The organism is Geminicoccaceae bacterium (assembly GCA_020638465.1).
Taxonomy (GTDB): domain Bacteria; phylum Pseudomonadota; class Alphaproteobacteria; order Geminicoccales; family Geminicoccaceae; genus JAGREO01.
The window spans coordinates 741,324-764,448 of the sequence record JACKIM010000002.1 but is presented as its reverse complement, the minus strand read 5'-3'; the positions used below and the strand labels follow the sequence as shown (position 1 = coordinate 764,448).

The following is a 23,125-nucleotide window of genomic DNA, read 5'->3' as shown; positions in this document are numbered from 1 at the left end:
GCCGGACGCCGGCGGGACTTCGGCCATTTGCGGGAGACTATAGCAGTGAACGGACGCGATGCCGATAGCCTGCGTGACCGTTCAGGCGGGCGCGGAAGTATTCAGGGCCAGGGCATGAAGCTCGTTGCCCATGCGCCCTCCGAGCGCCCTGTAGACGAGCTGGTGCTGCTGGACCCGGGATTTGCCGCGAAAATCCTCGGCAACAATCGTGGCACGATAATGGTCGCCGTCCCCGGCAAGGTCCTCGATCGTCACTTCGGCGCCGGGCATGGCCTCCTTGATAAGCTGTTCGATCTCGCCCGCATGCATGGCCATGATGGATCTACCCTTCTGTCGGAGTCATCGGCGCTGCCGTCCCATGAAAGCCGGCATCCAGCCCTCGTGGGCCTCGCGCAACCTGTCCAGCGGTATGGCGTCTGTCTGGCCGAGGGTCAATCCGTCGCCGCCCGTCTCTCCGACGACGCGGGCGATTACCCCGGCCTTTCGCGCCGCCCACAGAACCTCGTCGCGGGTCACGCCATCAACGGCAAGGAGGTAGCGGGCCTGATCCTCGCCGAACAGCCAGCCATTGATCGACGGTACATCGGTGGGTATGGCGATATTCGCACCGATGCCGGACGCAAGGCACATCTCGGCGGCAGCAACGGCGAGGCCGCCATCGCTCAGGTCGTGGCAGGCGCGAACCCGGCGGTTGCGGATCATGTCGCGGACGAAATGGCCATGCCGGCGCTCCTCGGCCAGGCGCAGGGGTGGCGGTGCACCATTGTTGCGGCCGGCAACCACCCGCCAGAACACGGAAGCGCCGATCCAGTGACCGCCGGTACCCACGAGGATCAGCTGCAACCCCTCGTCATCGAAAGCGATGCCGGTCATGAAGCCGAGATCGTCAATGAGTCCGACGCCGCCGACGTCGGGTGTGGGAAGGATGGCAGCACCGTCGGTCTCGTTGTAGAGTGAGACATTGCCGGAGACGACGGGAAAGTCGAGCACGCGGCAGGCTTCGGCCATGCCGTCAATGCAGCCCACGAGCTGCCCCATGATATGCGGACGTTCGGGGTTGCCGAAATTGAGGCAGTTGGTGATGGCAAGCGGACGGGCGCCGACGGCGGTGAGATTGCGCCATGCTTCGGCCACGGCCTGCTTGCCGCCTTCGAAGGGATCGGCCTCGCAGTAGCGCGGGGTACAGTCGCACGTCACCGCAAGACCCCGATTGGAGCCATGCAGGCGGATCACCGCCGCATCGCCGCCGGGACACTGAACCGTGTCGCCCATGACCATGTGGTCATACTGCTCCCAGATCCATCGCTTGCTGGCCATGTCGGGCGAACCCATCAGCATCAGCAGGCTGTTCTGGATGGCCCCGTGCATCATCCGGTCATCGGCATAGACAGGAACGCGCGGCCGGGTCGGTTCGTGCGGCCGGTCATAGACCGGTGATGCACCGGAGACGGGCGCGATCGGCACGTCGGCCACCACCTCGCCTTCCCAGAGCAGTACCATGCGGCCGGTGTCGGTGACCGTCCCCACCGACGCAAAGGCCAGCCCCCACTTCTCGAACACCGCATGCGCCTCGCTCTCACGCCCCTTTTCCAGGACCATGAGCATCCGCTCCTGGCTCTCGGAGAGCATGATCTCGTAGGGGGTCATGCTCTCCTCGCGCAAAGGTACCGCACTGAGGTTCATCTCGATGCCGCATGCGCCGCGGCTGGCCATCTCGAAAGACGAGGAGGTCAGTCCGGCGGCCCCCATGTCCTGGATCGCGACGATGCAGTCCTTTTCCATCAGTTCGAGACAGGCTTCGATCAGCAACTTCTCGGTGAAAGGATCGCCGACCTGGACCGTAGGGCGTCTTGCCTCGCTTTCCTCGCTGAACTCGGCAGAGGCCATCGTTGCCCCGTGAATGCCGTCACGACCGGTCTTCGCTCCCACATAGATCACCGGATTGCCGATACCACTGGCGCTTGCATAGAAGACCTTGTCGGCATCGGCGACACCGACGCACATGGCGTTCACGAGGATATTGCCATTATACGCCGCATCGAATGTACATTCGCCGGCCACCGTCGGCACGCCGACGCAGTTGCCATACCCGCCTATACCGGACACCACACCCGACACCAGGTGCCGGGTCTTCGGATGCCGGGGCTCGCCAAACCGCAGCGCGTTGAGCATCGCCACCGGTCGGGCACCCATGGTGAAGACATCGCGCAGGATGCCGCCCACGCCCGTGGCAGCCCCCTGACAGGGCTCGATGAAGCTGGGGTGGTTGTGGCTCTCCATCTTGAAGATCGCAACCTTGCCTTCGCCGATATCGACCACACCGGCGTTCTCCCCGGGGCCGCAGACCACCCAGGGGGCCTGCGTCGGGAACTTGCCCAGGTGCTTCTTCGAGCTCTTGTACGAGCAATGCTCGGACCACATGACGGAGAAAATACCGAGTTCGAGAATATTCGGCTTTCGCCCCAGAATCTCCATCACGAGCCTGTATTCGGCATCGGAAAGTCCATGCTCGGCAATCATCTCGGTCGTGATATCGACAGGCACGTTCATCAGCCAACGGTCTCCATGAATGCCTCAATCATGCGTCGTCCATCGGTACCGCCCAGATCCATCTCGATCGCCCGCTCGGGATGGGGCATCAGCCCCAGCACATTGCGCGCTCCGTTGAGCACCCCGGCGATACCGGCAGTCGAGCCGTTGGGGTTGTCGAGATAGCGCAGGGCGATGCGGTCCTCGTCCTCAAGGCGCTTGAGACCATCCCCGTCGATCACATAGTTGCCATCGTGATGGGCTACCGGAAGCGAGATTTTCTCGCCTCGGCGATAACCCCCGGTAAAGACCGACCGTTCGGTAACCACCTCAAGCGACAGGTAACGACAGATAAAGGACAACCCGGCATTGCGAATGAGCGCACCGGGCAGCAATCCGCATTCGGTGAGCACCTGGAAGCCGTTGCAGATCCCGATCACCGGCACCCCGGCCCCGGCCCTGCGGATGACCTCGGCCATGATTGCCGAACGGGCGGCGATTGCACCGCAGCGCAGAAAGTCGCCATAGGAAAACCCGCCCGGAACCCCGATCACATCGACGTCGGGCATATGTGAATCGCCGTGCCAGACGCGCTCAACGGGACAGGACAGGACGCGCTCGAACGCGACGGCGAGATCGCGATCACAGTTCGAGCCGGGAAACGTGATGACCGCGGCGCGCATGACTGCTCCGAAATGGGTGGGGCGACGCGGGGTGGATAGCGCCGTGATGGTCAACCGGCAAGAGGATGACGCCCGATTGTTAAGCGTTTCTTAGCTACCTCAGCCCATATTCTTCATTTCGCCAATCTCCCCATAGGAGTAATTTCCATGGCTTTTGACCTGAGCCGCCGTATCGCGTTGCTGGGACTGATCGCCTCCGCATGCCCTTTCGCGCCCCTGCCGGCACGGGCCGGCACCCTGCCCTCGCCGACCGGTCGCATCCTGCTGACCGTCGAAGGCAGGATCGACAACACCAATGCCGATGGAAGGGCCGAACTCGACCGCGCCCTGCTTGAAAGGATCGGCCTGGTCGAAGTGAAGACCTGGACTCCCTTTACCGAAGGCCAGTCGACCTGGCGCGGTGTCCGGCTCAAGGACCTTATGACCTATCTGGGCGCCAAAGGCACCACGATCAGGGCGACAGCTCTCGACCTCTACGCCATCGAGCTGCCCGTTTCCGACGTGATCGAGCACGACCCGTTCATCGCTCTGGAACAGGACGGCAAGGCCCTGCGGGTCCGCGACAAGGGTCCCGCCTGGATCCTCTATCCCTTTGCCCGCGACCGCTCGCTCGACAACGAGGAGATCGCCGGCCGGTGCGTCTGGCAGCTTGCGACCATCACCTTCCAATAGACAGGCAAGCGGCGTGAAATCCGTTGCGCTCACGCCACAGGGTGCATCCTCCAAGCCCGTGCTTGCCGGCTTCGGACGCATGACATGCTGAAGAGGCTGGCCCGGTTGCGCCGGCCGCTCGCCTATTGCATCCTCATCGTCACACTGACGCTCGCCGGTTACCATGGCCTGGATACCCTGACGCGATTGCGAACCGATGTCAGTCAGGCACGCGGCGTCAGCTTCGAAAGTCCCGACCCGCAACTGTTCGTCCTCGAATACCAGCGGCTGCGCACGTCACTGGCGCGCTATGTCTCCGACGATCCGGCGGTCGACCACGACACGCTCATGATGCACTTCGACATCCTGTGGGCGCGATGCGAAACCATGCAGCAGGGGACATATTTCCGCACCATGCGCCAGGACCTCAACGTGGATGTCATCGCCCGCGACATTCATGCATTCCTGGTCGATCACGAGCAGCGCTTCCTCGATCTGCGGCGCAACGACACCGACGAACTGATCAACCTCCAGGCCGAACTGGAGCCGTTCGACCGGCGCCTGACCGAATACCTGATCAACCTGTCCACGGCCCGCCTCGGCTGGATCAAGGCCTATCGTTCCAACCTGACCCGTATCGTCGAGGAGATCGACCGCCTGGGTCCTGCCATCGCACTCCTTGCCGCCGTCCTCCTGATCATGCTGGGCTTCGAGACCAGCATGGCGCGACGGGCAGAAGCCCGGGTCCGCGAACGTGAGGAACAGGCCCGCCACCTTGCCGAACACGACCCGCTCACCGGCCTTGCCAATCGTTCGCTTCTCGCAATCCAGATGGGCCAGGCGCTCGATGCAGCCTGCCGTGGCGGATACGGCGTGGTGTTGATGGCGCTCGACCTCGATGGCTTCAAGTCCATCAACGATACCTTCGGTCATGATACCGGCGACCAGTTGTTGCAGGTGGTGGCCGAACGCCTCACCAGTGTCATGGAAGACAGGGGCACGGTCGCCCGCCTTGGCGGCGATGAATTCGCCATCCTGATGACCCATGCACCCGACGAGACCCAGACAGGCAACATCGCCTGCAAGGTCGTCGCCCTGCTGGAACAGCCGATCCGGCTCAGGAACCGGGAACTGCATGTCTCGACCAGTATCGGTATCGCCCGTTACCCCGACAATTGCGCCGATGCCGCATCGCTGCTCAGTCAGGCCGATGTCGCCCTCTATGCCGCCAAGGCCGAGGGCAAGCGAACCCACCGGCACTACGTTGCGGCCATGGGGCGGAAGATCATCCGCCGGAAGGATATCGAACGCGGCCTGCGCAGGGCCATGGCGGATGACAGTCTGGAGATGCACTACCAGCCCCAGGTCCGCGTGGGAGACCGGCGCATTACCGGAGTCGAGGCCCTGTGCCGGTGGACCGACCCCGAACTCGGCCGTGTGCCTCCGGACGAGTTCATTGCCGTGGCCGAGGAAAGCGGCCTGATCTTCGATCTCGACCGCTGGGTGATCGAGGCGGTCGTCCGGCAGATGAGCAGCTGGCCGCAGGCCCTCAGCAGCCTGAAAGTGGCCATCAACCTGAGCCCGGCTCAGTTCCTGTTCGACACCATCGGCAGGGATCTGAATGACATCTCCAGCCGTCATGCCGTCGACCCCGGCCGCCTGACCCTGGAGATCACGGAGGGAGCGCTGATGCGCGACACCGAGAAGACCCTGCTTCAACTGGGAATGTTGCGCGAACAGGGCGTACGCCTCGCCATCGACGATTTCGGAAAGGGGTATTCGAGCCTGAGTTACCTGCGCAAGTTCAGGCTCGACCAGCTCAAGATCGACCGTTCCTTCGTCATCGGCATCGAGAGCGATGCGGGGGCACGGGCGGTCATCCGCGGCATCCTTGCACTCGCGACCAGTCTGGGTCTCACAACGACTGCCGAAGGCGTGGAGGACGAGCAGCAGATGGAATTCCTGCACCACGAGCGCTGCACGCTGGCCCAGGGCTACCTGTTTTCGCCAGCGGTCCCCTCCGACAGGCTGGTGGAACTGGTCGTGGCCGACAACAACCACGTCCGGGCGGCGGATTTCGCCAATCCCGTCCTCTGACGTCTCTTTCCCCCGCGGTTACCCTTCTTCACTTCGGTACGACAACCGTCATGTCGGTTCGGCTGCCTTCAGGCCCATCCGGCGGAAGTGGTTGGTGATCGGATAGCGGCGGTCGCGGCCGAAGGCCTTCTGCGTGATCTTCACGCCGGGCGGAGCCTGACGGCGCTTGTATTCGGCCAGATCGAGCAGGTTGGAGACCTGGATGACGCGTTCGGGCGCAAAGCCCTTTTCCACCAGTTCCGCTGGAGAAAGGTCGTCCTCGACGAGCCCCTGCAAAATGGCGTCGAGCACTTCGTAGGGTGGCAGCGAGTCCTCGTCCTTCTGGTCGGCGCGCAGTTCCGCCGAAGGCGGCTTGTCGATCACCCGTTGCGGCATGACCGGCCCCTGCGGGCCGAAGCAGCCGTGCGGGCGGTGCCGGTTGCGGTAGCGGCACAGCTCGAAGACTGTCATTTTGTAGACATCCTTCAATACGGAATATCCGCCGCACATATCGCCATACAATGTGGCATAACCCACCGACATCTCGGATTTGTTGCCGGTCGTGAGCAGCATCGATCCCAGTTTGTTGGATATCCCCATCAGGATGACACCACGAATGCGGGACTGGATATTTTCCTCGGTGGTGTCGGCTGCCCGATTTTCGAATACGGAAGCCAGCATTCCCGAAAAGGCATCCACTGCCGGCTCAATGGCAATCTCGTCGAGACGGATGTCGAGATATCGGGCACATCCGGTGGCATCTTCAAGGCTCTCCTTCGACGTGTAGCGTGAAGGCATCATCACCGCATGAACCTTGTCCGCTCCCAGCGCATCGACGGCAACAGCTGCTGACAGCGCCGAGTCGACACCACCCGACAGGCCCAGAACGACGCCCGGGAAACGGTTCTTGGCGACGTAATCGCGAAGCCCCAGGACCATGGCCCGGTAGATCGATTCGATTTCGCTCGGCGGCTCCGCCTGCGGGCCGTTGGCCGTTCCCACCCACTGTCCGCCATCGTTGCTCCAGCGGGTCAACTGGAGGGCCGGCTCGAACCATGGTGCCTGGGCGACGAGCCTGCGATCGTGACCGAGCGCGAAGGAGGCGCCATCGAACACGAGTTCGTCCTGCCCCCCCACCTGGTTGACGTAGACAAGCGGCAGGCCGGTCTCGACGACCCGGTTGAGCGCCTTCTGGATGCGCACATCCTGCTTGGAGGTCTCGAATGGCGAACCGTTGATGACGACAAGGATCTCGGCCCCGCTTTCCTCCAGTGCCTCGGCGACATCCTCGATCCACATGTCCTCGCAGACCATGACACCCAGGCGGATGCGTGATCCATCGCGCAGGGTGAGCGGCATCGGTCCGGGCATGGGACCCTGGGCGAATACCCGGAGCTCGTCGAAGACGCCGTAATTGGGCAGGGCATGCTTGGCATGGCTCGCACGGATGAGTCCCTCGGCAAGCAGCACCGCATTGTTGGTGGGCCGGGTGGAGTGGGGCATGGCCACGGGCGACCCGACGATCATGGCCGGGTTGCCGTTGCCTGTCAGTCCGGCCAGCTGTTCCAGGGCCTTCGCAGCCGCGCGCAGCAGGGCCGGCTTGAGGACGAGATCCTCCAGCGGATAGCCGGTCACCACCATCTCGGAGAATATCACCAGATCGGCACCCTGCTCCGCCGCCTGGCGATAGGTTTCCCCGATCAGCCTGACATTGCCGTCGAGATCGCCGACGGTCGGATTGATCTGGGCGGTGGCAATGGTGATCTCGCTCAATTCGGCAGCTCCCGCTGTCTGCAACACGGACAAATGTGCCCATCGTCATCTGCGGGAAAGCTATGGTCTGCCACCGCCGCGCGCAAGGGCGGGCTGCGAGGTCCGGCAGACGAAATCTCGTCTCCGGACCGCCGCCGTCACTTGACCGCGTAACCGCCGTTGACGAGGATCGTCTGCCCGGTCATCCACCAGCCCTCGGAGACCATGAGACGGATCCAAGGCACGATGTCCCGGATGTCCGTCAGCCCCGTCGAAGAGAATGCGGAAAGGGCTGCGGCAGTCTTGTGGTACTGCACGGCATCCGCACCCTCGGCGGGATAGAAGAACGGCGTATCCATCGGGCCGGGACCGATGGCATTGACAGAAATACCCCGCACGCCGAATTCCTTGGAAGCCGCACGCGTGAAATGCTCGACCGGCGCCTTCATCCCTTCATAGGTCGAATAGAATGGCGTGTAGGCACCCAGCAGGGACGTGACCACCGTCACGATCTTGCCATTGTCGTTCAGGTTCCTGCCCGCTTCCTTCAGGAAGAAGAACGCCGATTTCGAGTTCACGGCCGCCATCCGGTCATATTCGGCCTCCGAAACCTCGATCATGGGCTTCTTGAGCACCATGCCGACGGTGTTGATCGCGATATCGATCCTGCCCAGTGCCGCCTCGACATCCGCAAAGAGCCTTTCGTTGGCTGCGGCGCCAGTCAGGTCGCCCTGAAAGATCGCGCTCCCGGCGCCGGCCTCGCGCACGGCCGCTGCGGTTTCCTCGGCAGCATCTTTCGTGCTGTCGCTGTTGTAGTGGATGGCGATCGCACCAGCGCCATGAGCCGCCAGATCGCGGGCGATCAATCCACCGAGATTCTTCGCACCTCCAGCAATCAGGACGGTTTTCCCTTTGAGGGCATGGGCAGTCATGGGGCAGTTTCCTCGTTCCTGTGGGACATCGAGGGAGCCCCGGCATGCGGGCCGGAGCTCCCGCCATCGCGTCATCCGGAGCGATCCGTCCCTGCGATCAGCCGCCTGTCCGTGCGACCCGGGGACGGAGCAATCCTAGCCGTCTCAAATGACCTTATTCCTTGTTCGAGTCAATTCGCGTCACAAGGGGTTATTTCTACAAATCGGAAACGAATTCACGGCAGGACATGAACCGACCCTCGGTCCCTCGTCGAACCGACCGCCTCGCGTTCATTTGGCCGGCGGAAGCTCACGATCGGGAAACCATTTTTTCCATATCCGGTCGAACTCGCCGCTGGAACGGAGACGCTCGTAGGACTCGTGCAGAGCTTCGCGCGTTGCGGCATCGACATGCAATGAAGCCGCAAGATAGGTGGGCGGCTTTCCGGCAAAGGTCGCCGTCACACCCACGATGTCCACAGGATCGCTTCCCAGATATTTCACACGGTCGGGATCGTACTTGATGTCGTTATAGTTGTACCAGTCGGTGATGGCACCGAAGATCCGCTTGCGCTGGACCCGCAGGACGGTGGAGCGCATCATGTCCCAGCGATCCGGCCGCGAGGCGGCAGTGGCGGTGATGAAATGCCGGGCAAACTCGGGATCCTCTTTCATCCTGCGGTCGAATTCCGGCTCGATGGCCGCTCCGGCGACCACCTGGAAGACACGGCCGGGCACCATGAATGCATCCAGCGAGCCGAACGTGGCATCGCCGTTCTCCGCCCGCACAAGCACGACCAGTTCCTCGATGTCGAACGGGCCGACATAGTCGAGAAAGGCGGTACGCTCCTCGCGATAGGACACCGTCGTCAGCAGGTCGAGATCGCCCTCCTGCATCATCTTGATGGAACGGGTCCAGTTGGGAACCGGTACTTCCTCCAGCGTGAAGCCGGCCCCCTCGCACAGCGCCCGGGCCATCTCGATCTCATAGCCGGTCCAGATCCCGTTGCCGAGCCGTGACATTCTCGGCAGCCGGTTGACCGTGCGCATGCGCAGGGTCTTTCCGCCGGCAGCGACCGCCTTGCGACCGAGGGGAACGGCGCAGACAACGGAGGTCAGCGAGAATGCACGTCGGGTCATGAGCATCATGGTCACTCCTGATGGCTTGCGATGATGGGCCTGTGGGGTCAGGCCACTTGGACGAAGCGCTGAAATGATCCCTCGAAGTAGCTGCTGACGATATCGATCGGCGCCGGGCCGCCGAACAGATAGCCCTGGACCTCGTCGCAGCCGGACCGGCGCACCCGCTCGAACTGCTCCTCGACCTCCACCCCTTCGCACACCGTTGCCACGCCGAGATCACGGCACATCGAGGTCAGATGGTTGAGCAACAGGGTGGAGCGGCGGATGTCGATCGAATGGTCGACGAGCGAACGATCCAGTTTCAGCTTGTCGAAGGGCATCTTCAGGAGAACGTTGAGCACGGAATAGCCCGCGCCGAAATCGTCGAGGGCAATGCTCACTCCGCGGTCGTGAAACTGCTGGATGCGGACACACATCTCGTCCTCGTCGCGATGTTCAACGGTCTCGGTTATCTCCAGCTGGAGACTGCGGCCATCAATGACATGCTGGCGGCAGCATGCCTCGAAATGCTCGATGAGTCCCGGCGTCAGCAACTGCTCGGCACTCAGGTTGAATGACATTCGCAGACCGGGACCCCAGAGATTCCATGCCCGCAGGCGGGCGAGGTCGCCGGTCACCAGTTCGATCGTCTTGAACGCGGCCCGGCCGGCAAGCGGCCCGCGCTCGAAGAAGCCGATGAAGTCCAGTGGCATGAACTGCCCGCTTTCGGGGTGATTCCAGCGCACGAGAGCCTCGAAACCGCTCAGGTTGCACCCCGAGCACTCGAAAATCGGCTGATAGACCATGAACAGTTGCGTGGACGCCAGAGCCGATTCGATGTCCCTTCGAATGAGCTTCTGCTTCTTGAAGGCGGACGAGCCCGAAGACGACAGATTGCACAGCTGCCCCTTCATGCGGGCCTTCGACAAGCGCATGGCGAAAGTGGCGTCATCGATCATCGCCGTGATGCGCCGCGACCCCAGCCGCTCGATCGCAAACCCCGCCGTGATCCCGATCCGGATCTGCTGGCCGAACAGGGAGATGCCGTTCATCAGGCTGGCGCTCGCAACCTCGTGAAACCGTTCGACAGCCTGCCGCAGACGGTCCGGCGGCAGGTCCCCGGCACCGGCGACGACAAGGAATTCATCGCCCCCGTAGCGGATCGGGAACACGGAGCCGCCCAGCTCCCGCATGGGCCCGAGCGCGCGCATGATTTCATCGGCGACAAAGCGCAGCACACGGTCGCCGACAGTATGACCATAGCGCTCGTTGAAACGCTTGAAATCGTCGACGTCGAGGAAGACCACCAGCAGGTGCGTGTTGCCCTCGAGCATCGGAGGGATCCGGTCGAGCTGGCGACGGTTGTAGAGACGGGTCATGGGATCGGTGATGGACAGGCGCTCGAAGCTTTCCTGCTGTTCGGCAAGGCTGCGCATGCCCTTCTCCAGCAGGCTGACAGTCTCGTCGAATTCAATTCCTAGTTCGAGAATTTCTTCGAATTGGTAACAATCCCTGGAAGCCAGCCGAAGCGTTTCGCGCTGACGACGTTCCGTTGCCCACCTGCGCAACTGTTCGATGCCGGCCAGCAGCCGGGCAGTTCCTCGACGATGGATGAAAACAATGACCAGAATCATGGCGACCAGCGATACCAGCGTGCCCACCATGAGCTTGCCCATCAATTCACTGGCATAGGGGCCGATGCTGATCGTCCCCCGAAGGAGGCCGCTCTGGCCCGAAGCCAGTTCGATCGGCAGTTCCAGCTCGGCTCTCCTGCGGTCCGTGACAAGCGACAGGAGCTTTTCCATCCGGCTCTCGACCCCGGACTCCGTGCTGGCCCGCGCCATGACCTCGTCATAGTCGTTGGTCAGGACCACCTCGACGAAATTACCGGAATTCAGCAGACCCGTGACGATCTTCTCGGCCTGGGCATTGTCGAGCAGTTCGATGGCCATTCGCGCAGGCGTTGCGGCAGAGCGCATCGCCGCGCGGGCAACCTGCAACGCCCAGTCATCGAGGAAGTGGAACTGGACCCACAGCATGACAGCAGCGACGAATGCAAGTCCTGCAGCGGCAAAACCGAAGATCTGATAGGTGAGCCTGGCAAGTACGGGGAGCTCGTGGTCACCGTGGCCGCGCGCCCGTGTGCCGTTCGCCGGAGAAGGTCGCGTTTCGTGGAATTGCCCGTCATGGCGGGGTTGCGAGCGTCTGCGGAATACCCTTTGCCAGATCGTCACGTGCAAGGCCCCTTGCTGGCCTTTCGATAACTTTCACTTTACGCATCAATCACTGGATTGGGAATTTCGCGAGATCGTTGGAATTATTGACAAGATGTACAGACAAGCATGCCGGCATGTCATGTGCGGGCAGCATTCCGGCATAACGTGCGAGCCCTGCCGACGCAAATTCGCGTCAGACTCGTTTCATTTTGTGACATGATATGCCGGATGGCTTCCTTCAGCCCGACCGGGGCCCATGCCATGGGCTTTGGCGAGTTGACGAGCCAATCCCAAAATTGATTCTTTTATTTTACCTTGAAACCATGCCGCGAAGGTCGTGCGCCGTGGCCTTGTCCCCATATTCGAACAACTTGACACATTTCCCCAAGCCACATCACTCTCATGCAGCTACCAGCAACAGGGAGACAAATGTTGCGTCATTCAGTCTTTGTCGCGGTCGTTGGAGCCTCGGTCCTCGGCCTTTCGATCGGAACGGACTCGCCGGTCCAGGCAGCCGACGATTCGCTGACGGTCGTTTCGTGGGGCGGAGCCTACACCAAGAGCCAGATCGAGGCCTATCACAAGCCATTCACCGAAAAGACCGGCATCGCCGTCAATTCGGTGGACTATAATGGCGGCCTGGCCGAAGTGCGGGCGCAGAGCGAGGCCGGCAACGTCACGTGGGACATGGTCGACGTCGAGCTGTCCGACGCCGTCCGCGGCTGCGACGAGGGACTGTTCGCACAGATCGACCCGGCGGTCCTGCCGCCGGGCGACGACGGCACCCCCGCCGAGGAAGACTTCATTGACGGTGCGGTCAATGACTGCGCGATCGGCACGATCGTCTGGTCGACCGTCTATGCCTATCGTACCGATCAGGTGGGAAGCGACGCTCCATCGACAATTGCTGATTTCTTCGATCTGGAGAAATTTCCCGGCAAGCGCGGACTGCGCCGGTCGCCCAAGGTCAATCTCGAATTCGCGCTGATGGCCGACGGCGTGCCAGCCGATCAGGTCTACGATGTCCTGTCGACCCCCGAGGGCGTCGACCGCGCCTTCGCCAAGCTCGACTCGATCAAGCCGGAGGTCATCTGGTGGGAAGCCGGCGCCCAGCCGCCGCAACTGCTTGCCGATGGCGAGGTCGTGATGACATCGGCCTACAACGGCCGTCTTTACTCGGCTATTGTCAATGAGGGCCAGCCGATGCAGATCGTGTGGGATGGCCAGGTCTGGGATTTCGATCTCTGGGCGATCCTTGAGGACGCTCCGCACAAGCAGACGGCTCTCGACTTCCTGGTCTTCTCCACCGACACCGAGCGCCTGGCCCGTCAGGCCGACTGGATCTCCTATGGTCCGGTCCGCAGGTCTTCAATGGTGGATGTCAAGCCCGATGTTCTGCCGCATCTGCCCACTGCACCCGAGAATTTCACCAATGCGTTGCAGAACAATTTCGAGTTCTGGGCGGACAATCAGGACGAGTTGAACGAGCGTTTCAACACCTGGATCGCCAACTGATGCCGGATCGCGAACGGGGCGTCGTCCCGTTGCATGCGTGAAGAAAGGACCGGAGTGGCACGCTCCGGCCTTCTTTACGTCAGGATTTCGTAAAAGTTTCGACAAGGATCGCACTGTTTTATCGGGCATCTCCGGTTATACACGTTTCGCCGTTCTTACCAATTTGGCGACTTATGCCCGTTGCAGGTTTACTCGATGGCGCGAAGGTGCCGCAGTGGCCGCCCTTCGACCATGTTGGCAGCCGCCGAAACGATGGCATCCGCATCGATGCCGTAATGACCGTAAAGGTCCTCGATGGTCCCGGTCTGGCCGAAATGTTCCACGCCGAGCGCAGCGGTGCGATGCCCCACCACCCCGCCCAGCCAAGCGAGTGTCGCCGGGTGCCCATCAATGACCGTGACCAGCATGGTATGCCTTGGCAGCCTTTCCAGCAGTCGCTCGACATGGCTGCGCGCCGAGGCATGCCCGCGTTTTTTCTGCCGCATTGCAGCATGCCAACCGGCATTGAGCCGGTCGGCGGATGTAACCGCCAGCACACCGACATCCCGCCGGTCTTCCGCGATGCGTCCCGCGGCGGCGATTGCCTCGGGAGCCACGCAGCCCTGATAGGCGATGACGAGATCGGCATTCGGCCCCGGTTCGCGCAGCCAGTAGGCCCCGTCGATGACACTGCGCTCAAACATCTCGTCGTTTCGTCGGTGCGGCTGCTCGATCGTCCGTGTCGAAAGCCGCAAGTAGACCGAACCGCCGGTCTCGTCGCGCAGCCAGGTACGTTCGTCGGGGTCTCCCTCGCCATCACGCTGCATGTAGTCGAACGCCCAGTTCATGACGATGCCCAGTTCGTCGACGAATGCCGGTTCGAAACTGGCAATTCCATCCTGGCTCATGCCGATGAGGGGGGTACCGACAGACTGGTGTGCGCCACCTTCCGGTGCGAGCGTCACGCCCGAGGGTGTGGCCACCACCATGAACCGGGCATCCTGATAACAGGCATAGTTCAGTGCATCGAGGCCGCGGGCGATGAAGGGATCGTACAACGTGCCGATCGGCAGCAGCCGTTCTCCGAACAGCGAATGACTGAGCCCTGCCGCGCCGAGGAAAAGGAACAGGTTCATCTCGGCGATACCCAGTTCGACATGTTGCCCTTCGGGGGAAAATCTCCACTTCTGCGTCGATGGCACGCGCTCGATTCGGAAGGTGTCGGCGATTTCCTCGCGCGAGAACAGGCCGCGCCGGTTCACCCACGGACCGAGATTGGTGGAAACGGTCACATCCGGCGAGGTGGTGACGATCCTCTGCGCAAGAATGCTGTCCGACCTGGCCAGCCCATCGAGGATCTTGCCGAAACCGGTCTGCGTCGAAATCTCGGCATCGTCGAGACGTACCGCCTCACCCACCGGAATGCGGCCGGCTTCCAGACGGCGGCGGCCGCTGGCAAAGAACGGTACACGGTCGAGAAATGCCTGCAACTCGTCTTCGTCGTGGCCCGTCGCCTCGAACCGGTCCCACTCATGCCCCTCCCGAACCCCCATGGCCTTGCGGAAACCGTCCATCTGCTGCGGTGTCATAAGTCCGGCATGATTGTCCTTGTGGCCGGCCAGCGGCGTACCGTGCCCCTTGATGGTATAGGTGACGAAGACGGTCGGCCGGTCATGATCCACCGCATTGAAGGTGTCGACCAGCGTCTCAAGGCAGTGGCCGCCGAGATTGGTCATCAGTTCCTGCAGCTGGTCATCGCTGCGCCGCCCGATCAGCGCCGTGGCATCGCCCTGATCGCCGATCTCGTCGAGCAGGCGCCTGCGCCATGCCGCTCCCCCTTGGAAGGTCAGCGCCGAATAGAGGGCATTGGGACAGTTGTCGATCCACCGGCGCAGGCGCTCACCACCCGGCTCCGCAAAGGCCTGACGCTGTAGTGCACCATGCTTGACCAGCACCACATCCCATCCAAAGGCCCGGAAGATCGCCTCGATGCGCTGGTAGAGTCCCTCATGCACCACGCCGTCGAGCGACTGGCGGTTGTAGTCCACGACCCACCAGCAATTGCGCAACCCGTGCTTCCAGCCCTCTTGCAGGCATTCGTAGATATTCCCCTCGTCGAGTTCGGCATCGCCGACGAGCGCGATCATCCGGCCTTCCCGACGCCCGGCCGCCCATGGCCTCGCCCGAAGATAGTCCTGAACCATTGATGCAAAGGCGGTAATCGCCACGCCGAGACCGACCGAACCCGTCGAAAAATCGACGTCGTCGATATCCTTCGTCCGGCTTGGATATGACTGGGCGCCGCCATATCCCCGGAATGCCTCGAGTTTCTCGCGGGTCTGCTGGCCCATCAGATACTGGAGAGCATGAAAAACCGGCGAGGCATGCGGCTTGACCGCCACCCGATCTTCCGGCCGCAGGACCTTCAGGTAGAGTGCCGTCATGATCGAAACCATCGATGCCGACGAGGCCTGATGACCGCCGACCTTGAGCTGGTCAGCCTTTGGCCGGATGTGATTGGCGTGATGGATCGTCCAGCAGGCAAGCCAGAGAACCTCTTTTTCCAGCGCCCTCAAGATGGCATTGTCGTCCATTGTCGAATCCCTCCCCGTTCAGCGAAACCCGCCGATCCGTTGTAGAGCGTTTCGTCACCCACCGGAACGCCGCGGATCGACATTGCGCCACCGGTGCAGCCATGCCCACCACGATCCTTGACCCCGACCGGTGCTTGTCTACACAGAAGGCCCGTTTTCATCCCGCGACCTTTGACCAGATGCGGCCCGCGCCGGAGACCGTTCTTGCCGATATCGTTGAAGCACCTGTCCGTCAGCACCGTGTCGGCGGGTTTCCTTTCCGCCCTTGTCGGGACGGCGTCGTCGTTCACCATCGTCGTTCAGGGACTGACATCGATGGGCGCCTCGCCGGGACAGGCGACTTCCGGCCTGATGGCGGCCTCCCTGGCCATGGGCCTGTGCGCCATCCTCCTGAGCCTGCGCAGCGGTCTGCCCGTCAGCATCGCCTGGTCGACACCGGGCGCCGCCTTCCTCGCATCGCTGGCCGCTCCCCAGGGCGGCTTCGCAACGGCCGTGGGAGCCTTTGTCGTCACGGCCCTGCTGATCATCCTGGCCGGACTGTGGAAGCCCCTGGGGCGCGCCGTGGCCGCCATTCCCACATCGCTGGCGAGCGCCATGCTGGCCGGCGTCCTCCTGCCGCTCTGCCTGGCGCCGTTTCATGCGATCGCACAATATCCTTTTCTGGGTCTGCCGATCTTCGCCGTCTGGCTGATCGTCAGCCGGTTCAACAGGCTGTTCGCCGTACCGGCGGCGGTGGCCACGGCCGCGATCCTGATTGCCATGCAGTTCGGCGACCAGCTCGAAGGAGCCAGCCTTGCCTGGTCGGGCCTCGAACTGACCCGTCCGCAGTTCTCGCTGCCCGCGATCACCGGCATCGCCCTGCCGCTCTTCATCATCACCATGGCCTCGCAGAACATCACCGGCATCGCCGTGCTGGCCAATTTCGGCTTTCATCCAGCGCCCGGACCGTTATTCAGCTGGACCGGGCTGTTCAGCCTCGCTGCCGCTCCCTTCGGCAGTCACGGGGTCAATCTGGCGGCCATCACCGCGGCCATCTGTGCCGGCGAGGAAAGCCACGCCGATCCCGCGCGCCGCTACTGGGCGGCGGTGATCGCCGGCGCCATCTACATCGTCTTCGGTCTCGGCGCGGGCTATGCCGTCGCCTTCATGGGCATCGCCCCGCCGGTGCTGATCGCTGCCGTGGCGGGCCTCGCACTCTTGGGTGCGATGACATCATCGCTGATGGGAGCGATGGCCCGCCCCGAGGACAGGCAGGCCGCACTGATCACCTTCCTGATCACCGCCTCGGGGCTGACCTTCTTCGGCATCGGCGGAGCGTTCTGGGGGCTGCTGGCCGGCGGAGCCATTCTCCTGCTTGAGCGCTGGAAAACGTAGACTCACCACGGGCCCGCGAGGATATTCAGCCGTTGAACCACCAGCGCTCGGCGTTGCGATGGCCATCCAGCTCCCAGTTGTTGGCAAGCTGTTCGGGCAACCCGACCCTGCTGCGCACGGCCTGGGTATAGGCCATGAAGAGAGGGATCAGCGCACCGCCATCGTCACTGCAAAGCTGTTGCATTTCCACATACATCTGACGGCGTTTGGTCGTATCCAGCTCGGCGCGGGCCTCGATAAGGAGAGTGTTGAAGCGTTCATTGTCCCAATGCGACTCGTTCCAGTCGGCACCCTTGGAGTAGACCTGCGAGAACATCCAGTCCTCGGTGGGACGCCCGCCCCAGTAGCTGGCGCACCAGGGCTTTACCAGCCAGACGTTCGACCAGTAGCCGTCATCCGGTTCGCGCTGCACCTTGATCTCGATCCCGGCGGCCTGAGCAGACTGGCTGATCAGCTCCGCTGCATCGACCGCACCTTCGAAGGCCGAATCGGCCGTGTGCAGGGTCACGGCGAGTCCATCGTGCCCGGCCTGCTGCAGGTGCCATTTCGCCTTGTCGGGATCATAGGGACGCAGTGGCAGTTCTTCAGGTGTGGCGCGATAGATGTTGGCCGGCCCGATCGGGCTGTCATTGCCGACCTCACCCAGTCCCTTGAGGATCTTCTGCAGCAGCTCCTCGCGGTCGACCGCATATTTGATCGCGAGGCGGATATCGACATTGTCGAAGGGCGCCACGTCGCAGAGCATCGGAAAGGTACAGTGCTTGTTGCCGTTGGTCGGGACGACCGCGATGTTCGGGTCGCGCTTGAGCAGGTGCAGCGTCTTGAGGTCGAGATTGGCGATCGAATCGAGTTCGTCGGAGCGCAGGCCGTTGGTCCGGGCAGCCACATCGGCAATGAACAGGTTTTCGACCGAATCGAAATAGGCCGCGTTTTCCTTCCAGTAATTTGGAAATCTCTTTGTGATGGTATTCACGCCGGGATCGAAGTTCTCCAGCATGTAACCACCGGTACCGACACCGGACTGCCAGTCCATCGTGCCGTCGTCCCTGGCAGGACAGACCGCCAGGTGATAATCGCTGCAGATGAACGGAAAATCGGCGTTGCCGCCATCGAGGTCAAAGACCACCCAGTCGCCATCGATGCGAATGTCGGTAATCGCCTCGACGATGCCCTTGGCGGCCGATCCTGCATCCTCGCCCCGATGATGGTTGAATGAGGCGACGACGTCCTCGGGTGTCAGACTCTTGGCGTTGTGGAACTCGACACCCTTGCGAAGCTTGAAACGCCACCGGGTGGCGTCGTCCGATGCCTCCCAGCTTTCAGCGAGCTCGCCGCGCAGCGAACCGTCGGGCGCCACCTCGGTCAGACAGCTGCGCAACTGGCCGAAACTGACGTTGATCATGTAGGAATCGAGGATTTTCGCAGGATCGAGGACATCGCCGGAACTGCCGCCGGTGAGCGCCTGACGGAAGGTGCCGCCCTTCTGCGGCGTGGCCGCGCGGACAGCATCGAAGCGCCCGAGCGCGAGCGCTGCCGCCGTCCCGAACACCATCGACTGGCGCACGAAATCGCGCCGGGAAATACGTCCCTGGCTTGCCAGCGCATCCAGCGATTTCACTGTCAACATGCGTTCCTCCACGGGTGATTTTTGCTTCCCATCATGGACTAGGCAGTTTGTCGGGAATGGACAAGGAAGATCACATCCGGGTGAGCATTTGCCAAGTGGGAATGAAGCCGCTAGCCTCCTGCACAAGACGACCAAGACAAGTAAACAGTCGGGAAACCGGGAAGAACCATGCACCCAATCCTCAAGATGGTGTTGCAGCGCCTTGGTCTGGGCGTTCTCACGTTATTCGTTGTTTCTCTGATTATTTTTCTGGGAGTTGAACTACTTCCAGGTGATATTGCTCAGGAGATTCTCGGACAATCCGCGACACCGGAGACGGTCGCCGCCCTGCGTCGGGAGATGGGGCTCGACCTGCCCGCCTACGTCCGTTACTTCGACTGGCTGGGCGGCATGCTCCATGGCGATTTCGGCCGGTCTCTCGCCAACAAGCGCGAGATATCCGAGTTGATCTCGATGCGCCTGTGGAACACGCTGTTCCTCGCCGGCCTCACTGCCATCGTCGCCGTCCCGATCGCCCTGACGCTGGGCATCCTGGCCGCCCTCTACCGCAACAGCATCTTCGATCGCACGATCAACGTCCTCACGCTGTCGTCGATCAGTTTTCCCGAGTTCTTCGTCGCCTACATCCTCATCCTGTTCCTGTCGGTGAAGCTCGGCTGGTTCCCGTCGATCTCCAACGTCAGTCCCGACACGCCGTTTTTCGAGCGCATCTATCGAAGCGTCCTGCCCGCCCTGACGCTGACGCTGGTGATCACGGCGCACATGATGCGCATGACCCGCGCCGCCATCATCAACCTTCTTGCGAGCCCGTATATCGAGATGGCGCGCCTCAAGGGGATACCACCGGGAAAGGTCATCGTCAGGCATGCCGTCCCCAACGCCCTGGCACCGATCATCAACGTGGTTGCGCTGAACCTCGCCTATCTCGTGGTTGGCGTGGTCGTGGTCGAAGTGGTGTTCGTCTATCCCGGACTCGGCCAGCTCATCGTCGATTCGGTGAGCAAGAGGGACCTGCCGGTGGTGCAGGCATGCGCCCTCATCTTCGCGGTGACCTACATCCTGCTGAACCTGCTGGCAGACATACTCTCGACGGTCACCAATCCGCGCCTCCTCCATCCGCGTTGAGATCTGCATGCTGCGTTTACTCAAGTCCGCCCCGCCCACGGCATGGTTCGGCATGCTGGTCATCGCGACCTACATCGTCGTTGCCGTGTTTGCTCCCGTCATCGCGCCCTACGGCGAAACCCAGATTGTCGGGCCGGAATACGACCTGTGGAGCGAGGCCCATCCGCTCGGCACCGACAATCTCGGCCGCGACATGCTCACGCGCCTCATCTACGGTGCGCGCAACACGGTGGGCATCGCCTTCGTCACCGCCATTCTCGCCTTCGTACTGGGCGGTCTGGCAGGGCTGCTGGCAGCGACACTGGGAGGCTGGATCGACCAGCTTCTCTCGCGGCTGGTCGACATTCTCATGGCCATACCACAGTTGATCTTCGCGCTTTTGATCCTCACCATCGTCGGCACCTCCATTCCCGCAGTGATCATCGTCATTGCGGTGCTCGACTCGACCCGCGTGTTCCGGCTGGCGCGTGCGGTGGCCATGAACATCGTGGTGATGGATTTCGTCGAAGCCGCCAAGCTTCGCGGCGAGGGCCTCTGGTGGATCATCCGTGCGGAGATCCTGCCCAATGCCATGCCACCACTGGTGGCCGAGTTCGGCCTGCGCTTCTGCTTCGTGTTCCTGACCATCTCCGCCCTCTCCTTCCTCGGCCTCGGCATCCAACCGCCTACCGCGGACTGGGGCAGCATGGTTCGCGACAATGCCACACTGATCACCTTCGGCGATGTCACGCCGCTGCTTCCGGCGGGGGCCATCGCCCTCCTGACCGTCGGCGTGAACTTCGTCGTCGACTGGTTCCTGCACAAGACAAGTGGGCTCAAGGATGTCTGAGTTAAACAATTCCGCGAGCGAACGTCCGGTTCTCCTGCAGATGACCGGCCTGCGCATCGAAGGTCGTACCGAACAGGGGTGGAACGAGATCGTCCATGGCGTCGATGTCACCCTGCGGCGCGGCGAGGTCCTGGGACTGATCGGCGAATCCGGTGCGGGCAAATCGACGATCGGGCTTGCCGCCATGGGTTACGCACGCGACGGTTGCCGGATATCCGGCGGGACCGTGGTGTTCGACGGGATCGAGCTCACCACCGCCAGTGATGGGGAAAAGCGTCGGCTGCGCGGATCGCGGATCGCCTATGTCGCCCAGAGTGCGGCGGCGGGCTTCAACCCCGCGCACCGGCTCGTCGACCAGTACTGCGAGGCTCCGGTGGAGCACAACATCACGAGCCGGACGCAAGCACAGCATGAAGCCATCGACCTGTTCGGACGTCTCAGGCTGCCCGACCCGGAGGGAATCGGTTTTCGCTATCCGCACCAGGTTTCCGGCGGGCAGCTGCAACGGGCGATGACGGCCATGGCCATGGCCTGCAAGCCCGACCTCATCATCTTCGATGAGCCGACGACGGCTCTGGACGTCACCACCCAGATCGAGGTGCTGGCAGCCATCCGCGACGTGGTCGAGCAGTTCGACACGGCAGCCATCTATGTGACCCATGACCTTGCGGTCGTTGCCCAGATGGCCGATCGGATCATGGTGCTGCGGCACGGCAATCTCGTCGAGGAGAACGAGACCCGGGCCATGCTGGCTTCGCCGGCGGAGGACTACACCCGTGCCCTGCTGGCCGTGCGCAGCTTCCGCAAGGAGACGAGCGAGGCTTCCTTGCACGATGTACCAATTCTCGCCGTGGATAATGTTACCGCTGCATATGGTGACATACCCGTTTTGAAGAATGTCAGCCTTGCGATCCACAAGAAGAGAACAGTGGCCGTTGTTGGCGAGTCAGGGTCCGGCAAGAGCACGACGGCCCGTGTCATCACCGGCCTGCTGCCACCGCGTTCGGGGCGCATCCTGTTCAAGGGCGAACCGCTGCCAGCCGACTACCGCCAGCGCAGCCGCGACCAGCTGCGCCACGCCCAGATGATCTACCAGATGCCGGACACCGCGCTCAATCCGAAACAGCGGATCCGTGACATCATCGGCAGACCGGCCGCCTTCTATCTCGGCCTGTCCGGCAAGGCGGTAACCGAACGCGTGCGCGAACTGCTGCGGCTGATCGAACTGGAACCGGATGACTATATCGACCGCTTGCCGACCGAGCTTTCGGGCGGACAAAAGCAGCGGATCTGCATCGCCCGCGCACTCGCGGCAGAGCCCGAGCTCATCATCTGCGACGAGGTGACTTCCGCACTCGACCAACTCGTAGCCGAGGAGATCCTCAAGCTGTTGCAGAGTCTCCAGGACGAACTCGACCTCTCCTACATGTTCATCACCCACGATATCGGTACCGTACGGGCGATTTCCGATGATGTCGTGGTGATGCTGCAAGGCGAAGTCGTGGAGCATGGTCCGCGCGACGAGATGTTCCGCCCGCCCCATCATGCCTACACGGAGCTTCTCCTCTCGTCGGTTCCGGAAATGGACCCCGACTGGCTGACGCGATTACTCGAAGAACAGTCGGGGAAATAGCTACAGACGCGAACAGGGCGGCATCAAATAACGAATGCGTTGCATCGAATTCGATCGCATTCTATGAAATGATTGCTTCAACCGTGGAGACTAATCGTGCCGACAACTATTCGACGCCTGTTTCTCTGGACAATAGCTCACGTTAACAATTTCTGACACTGGAAGGCGTTTCATTCCATTGGATTGCCCTCTCAAAAGTGACAGGCCAGAAATGATAACAACAGATGTATGCGACAACGCTTCCGCTGGTAAGCTGCCCGGTTCGAGCTATCACTTTCGCGTCATCGCCGGTCCGACGATCGACATTGGCCGTGCCCCGATTGAACGGACTTCCCGCCATTCCGCGATATCAGTACCGCGCATTCGCGACTTCGCTCCCATTATTTTATGCCAATTAGCGAAGTTGCCTACGCTAACTAGTCGGAATTATTCTACATGTGAACAGATGTTACAGATGAAGACAGATGTATCAAGCGAGGCGAACGAGAGCCATGAACAAGTACTCGCCA

Annotated in this window: 16 protein-coding genes; 7 read left to right on the top strand and 9 right to left on the bottom strand. The window is 62.1% G+C overall.

The window, feature by feature from the left end:
- Window positions 1–81: 81 nt before the first annotated feature.
- Genes H6851_13925 through purQ form a run of 3 tightly spaced genes read right to left on the bottom strand, consistent with a single transcriptional unit; the run spans window position 82 to window position 3,212 of the window.
- The gene (locus H6851_13925; GenBank protein ID MCB9944703.1) at window positions 82–315 is read right to left on the bottom strand and encodes a BolA family transcriptional regulator; all 234 of its coding nucleotides are present in this window, start codon (window positions 313–315) and stop codon (window positions 82–84) included.
- Window positions 316–339: 24 nt separating this feature from the next.
- Complete coding sequence (gene purL, locus H6851_13920) at window positions 340–2,550, bottom strand: phosphoribosylformylglycinamidine synthase subunit PurL (protein ID MCB9944702.1); 2,211 nt, start codon at window positions 2,548–2,550, stop codon at window positions 340–342.
- The gene (gene purQ, locus H6851_13915) at window positions 2,550–3,212 is read right to left on the bottom strand and encodes a phosphoribosylformylglycinamidine synthase subunit PurQ (GenBank protein ID MCB9944701.1); all 663 of its coding nucleotides are present in this window, start codon (window positions 3,210–3,212) and stop codon (window positions 2,550–2,552) included. The genes purL and purQ overlap by 1 nt, the downstream gene beginning before the upstream one ends.
- Before the next feature lie 147 nt (window positions 3,213–3,359).
- Between purQ and H6851_13910 the strand changes: the two genes are divergently transcribed.
- Together H6851_13910 and H6851_13905 are read left to right on the top strand one after the other, a co-directional pair.
- The gene (locus tag H6851_13910) at window positions 3,360–3,884 is read left to right on the top strand and encodes a molybdopterin-dependent oxidoreductase (protein MCB9944700.1); all 525 of its coding nucleotides are present in this window, start codon (window positions 3,360–3,362) and stop codon (window positions 3,882–3,884) included.
- Between the two features lie 84 nt (window positions 3,885–3,968).
- Window positions 3,969–5,960 (top strand): EAL domain-containing protein, encoded by a 1,992-nt coding sequence (locus tag H6851_13905; GenBank protein MCB9944699.1) that lies wholly within the window; start codon window positions 3,969–3,971, stop codon window positions 5,958–5,960.
- 48 nt (window positions 5,961–6,008) lie between these two features.
- Here the strand turns inward: H6851_13905 and H6851_13900 are convergent, their stop codons facing one another.
- The 4 genes from H6851_13900 to H6851_13885 all read right to left on the bottom strand — a co-directional run bounded on the left by H6851_13900 (window position 6,009) and on the right by H6851_13885 (window position 11,958).
- Window positions 6,009–7,712 carry an NAD+ synthase gene (locus H6851_13900; protein ID MCB9944698.1) on the bottom strand — a complete coding sequence of 568 codons (1,704 nt, stop codon included), beginning with the start codon at window positions 7,710–7,712 and terminating at the stop codon, window positions 6,009–6,011.
- A 137-nt stretch (window positions 7,713–7,849) separates the two neighbouring features.
- Window positions 7,850–8,623 carry an SDR family oxidoreductase gene (locus H6851_13895; GenBank protein ID MCB9944697.1) on the bottom strand — a complete coding sequence of 258 codons (774 nt, stop codon included), beginning with the start codon at window positions 8,621–8,623 and terminating at the stop codon, window positions 7,850–7,852.
- A 270-nt stretch (window positions 8,624–8,893) separates the two neighbouring features.
- The gene (locus H6851_13890; GenBank protein ID MCB9944696.1) at window positions 8,894–9,751 is read right to left on the bottom strand and encodes a transporter substrate-binding domain-containing protein; all 858 of its coding nucleotides are present in this window, start codon (window positions 9,749–9,751) and stop codon (window positions 8,894–8,896) included.
- A gap of 38 nt (window positions 9,752–9,789) precedes the next feature.
- Window positions 9,790–11,958: an EAL domain-containing protein gene (locus H6851_13885; GenBank protein ID MCB9944695.1), complete on the bottom strand. Its 2,169-nt coding sequence runs from the start codon at window positions 11,956–11,958 to the stop codon at window positions 9,790–9,792.
- 411 nt (window positions 11,959–12,369) lie between these two features.
- Here H6851_13885 and H6851_13880 point away from each other — a divergent pair, with 411 nt between their 5' ends.
- A complete protein-coding gene (locus tag H6851_13880) occupies window positions 12,370–13,455 on the top strand; it encodes an ABC transporter substrate-binding protein (protein ID MCB9944694.1) in 1,086 nt (361 codons plus the stop codon).
- A 188-nt stretch (window positions 13,456–13,643) separates the two neighbouring features.
- On the opposite strand, the gene H6851_13875 is transcribed toward H6851_13880, so the two are convergent.
- Window positions 13,644–16,028 (bottom strand): transketolase, encoded by a 2,385-nt coding sequence (locus H6851_13875; protein ID MCB9944693.1) that lies wholly within the window; start codon window positions 16,026–16,028, stop codon window positions 13,644–13,646.
- Window positions 16,029–16,244: 216 nt separating this feature from the next.
- Between H6851_13875 and benE the strand changes: the two genes are divergently transcribed.
- Window positions 16,245–17,402, top strand: coding sequence for a benzoate/H(+) symporter BenE family transporter (gene benE / locus H6851_13870; protein ID MCB9944692.1), 1,158 nt, complete (start codon window positions 16,245–16,247; stop codon window positions 17,400–17,402).
- A 25-nt stretch (window positions 17,403–17,427) separates the two neighbouring features.
- On the opposite strand, the gene H6851_13865 is transcribed toward benE, so the two are convergent.
- Window positions 17,428–19,029: an ABC transporter substrate-binding protein gene (locus tag H6851_13865; GenBank protein ID MCB9944691.1), complete on the bottom strand. Its 1,602-nt coding sequence runs from the start codon at window positions 19,027–19,029 to the stop codon at window positions 17,428–17,430.
- A gap of 168 nt (window positions 19,030–19,197) precedes the next feature.
- On the opposite strand from H6851_13865, the gene H6851_13860 reads away from it, so the two are divergent.
- From H6851_13860 to H6851_13850, 3 genes are read left to right on the top strand one after another with little or no spacing between them, the layout of a single operon-like run.
- A complete protein-coding gene (locus H6851_13860) occupies window positions 19,198–20,154 on the top strand; it encodes an ABC transporter permease (GenBank protein ID MCB9944690.1) in 957 nt (318 codons plus the stop codon).
- A 7-nt stretch (window positions 20,155–20,161) separates the two neighbouring features.
- A complete protein-coding gene (locus H6851_13855; GenBank protein ID MCB9944689.1) occupies window positions 20,162–20,983 on the top strand; it encodes an ABC transporter permease in 822 nt (273 codons plus the stop codon).
- Window positions 20,976–22,616 carry an ABC transporter ATP-binding protein gene (locus tag H6851_13850; protein ID MCB9944688.1) on the top strand — a complete coding sequence of 547 codons (1,641 nt, stop codon included), beginning with the start codon at window positions 20,976–20,978 and terminating at the stop codon, window positions 22,614–22,616. The genes H6851_13855 and H6851_13850 overlap by 8 nt, the downstream gene beginning before the upstream one ends.
- Window positions 22,617–23,125: the final 509 nt, after the last annotated feature.